A 1,760-nucleotide genomic window follows, 5' to 3' on the forward strand; every position below is an offset into this window, starting at 1 on the left:
TCAGTTGAAGCCGATGACGCGTTGGGCGGCTTTGTAGGCCAGGACGGACAGGTGGCGTCCGGGTCTGCCGGGCAGGTTGGAGATCTGGTGCAGGGTGGTGCGGCGTAGTCGGCGGTACAGGGCGGGGTCGTAGGCGCGCGCGTGGGCCCAGAACTCGTCCTTCTTGCGTAGTGACTCGCGGGTGCCGGCGCGGACCAGGAGCATCGAGGAGACCAGGGACACGATGTCGAGGTAGTGCAGCATGTAGCGCTTGAGGGCGCGGGGCGTGGTGGGGTTCGCGCGGGCTGCGGACAGGTGTTCCATCATGGTGCGGTTGATGCGGAGCTGTTGGTCCACGCGCGAGATCATCACGCTCTCGTTGACGGACTGGTCCGCGCGCCCGATGTAGTACCGGTACAGGTCGACGTTCAGGTAGTACAGGCGTCGGACCGCGGGCAGGGGGGCGTAGGCGTAGAGGTTGTCGACGTAGAAGGTGTGCTCGGGCAGGACCAGGCCGACCTCGCGCAGCAGGTCGGTGCGGTAGATCAGGGAGTGCATGAGGATGTACTGGTTCTTGCGCAGGCGCCCGACCTGGTCCCAGCCCAGGACCCGGTCGGCGGGCAGGGCGTTGGTGTAGCGCACCGCGGTCTTGTTGCGCTTGTCGACCTTCTCGTACACGAAGTTGCTGACCAGCATGTCGATGCCGGTGTCCTGGGCGACGAAGGAGTCCAGCAGGTCCAGGACCTTGGCGTAGGCGTCGGCCTCGAGCCAGTCGTCGGAGTCCACGATCTTGATGAACCGCCCGCGCGCGTGGGCCAGGCCCGTGTTGATCGCGGCCCCGTGCCCCCCGTTGGGCTGATGGATCACGCGCACCACCCCCGGGTGGGCGGCGGCGTACCGGTCCGCGATCTGGGCCGTGGCGTCCCACGACCCGTCGTCCACGATCAAGACCTCCACCCGCTGGCCCCCGGCCAGCAGCGAGTCGATGCTGCGGTGCATGTACGCCGCAGAGTTGTAGCACGGCACCACGATCGTCAACAGCTTGGACATCAGCGCACTCTTCAGACTTCCTGGCCCGCACGGGCCGACGACGAGGACTCCCCCGCACCCCCGGCAACCGGCACACCCGCCACCTGAGCAGGGCCAGCCACCTCGCCCGGCTCTGGCGCCTGGTCCTCGGGGTCACGCTTGAAGATGATCTTGAAGATCGGGAAGAACACCCAGAACGATAGGGCACTGTTGATGATCATCGTGACCATGTCGGCCGCGGTCTCACCCGTCTTGCCCAACCCCCACGTGTCGATCAACAGCTCGTAGATCGGCGCCTTGTACAGGCCCTGCAACGCCGCCGCCGCGAACGTGATCACCACGTACGCCACCACGTACCAGAACGCCGCCCGCCAGATCGAGGTGTTCGACTTGAACGTCACGTTGCGCTGAGCGAAGAAGTTGATCACCTGCGCGATCAACAACGTCACCTGCACCGCCAAGAAATACGCCAACCCACCCCCACCCTCAGGCAACGCCCCCGCCGCATAGTCGAACACGAAGAACGACGACCCATCCGGATTCGACCCCACCGGCAACACCTGAAACCCCGTGTCCACCAACCCCGTCGCCCCGAACACCGCCTTGAACGCCGGCATCAACGCCAGCTGCAGCACCGTCACCCCATTGCTCAACACGAAGAACAACACGAACTGCGCCGCCCCCGGACGCCGCTCAGCAAACCCCGACCACGCCTGACCAATCCGACCGAACATCACACACTCACTCTCACG

At 65.6% G+C, this 1,760-nt stretch carries 2 protein-coding genes; both read right to left on the minus strand.

Annotation, left to right across the window (positions count from 1 at the left end):
- Nucleotides 1–1,029 carry a glycosyltransferase family 2 protein gene (locus ACZDYF_RS18800; protein WP_475061309.1) on the minus strand — a complete coding sequence of 343 codons (1,029 nt, stop codon included), beginning with the start codon at nt 1,027–1,029 and terminating at the stop codon, nt 1–3.
- 11 nt (nt 1,030–1,040) lie between these two features.
- On the minus strand, nt 1,041–1,760 hold a 720-nt coding region (locus ACZDYF_RS18805; protein ID WP_475061311.1), incomplete at its 5' end, for a GtrA domain-containing protein.

The organism is Oerskovia sp. PE-21s (assembly GCF_056158145.1).

Bases quoted from the DNA above. Each gene is read 5' to 3' on its own strand.
- ACZDYF_RS18800 (WP_475061309.1), bottom strand. From the start codon at position 1,029: ATGTCCAAGCTGTTGACGATCGTGGTGCCGTGCTACAACTCTGCGGCG.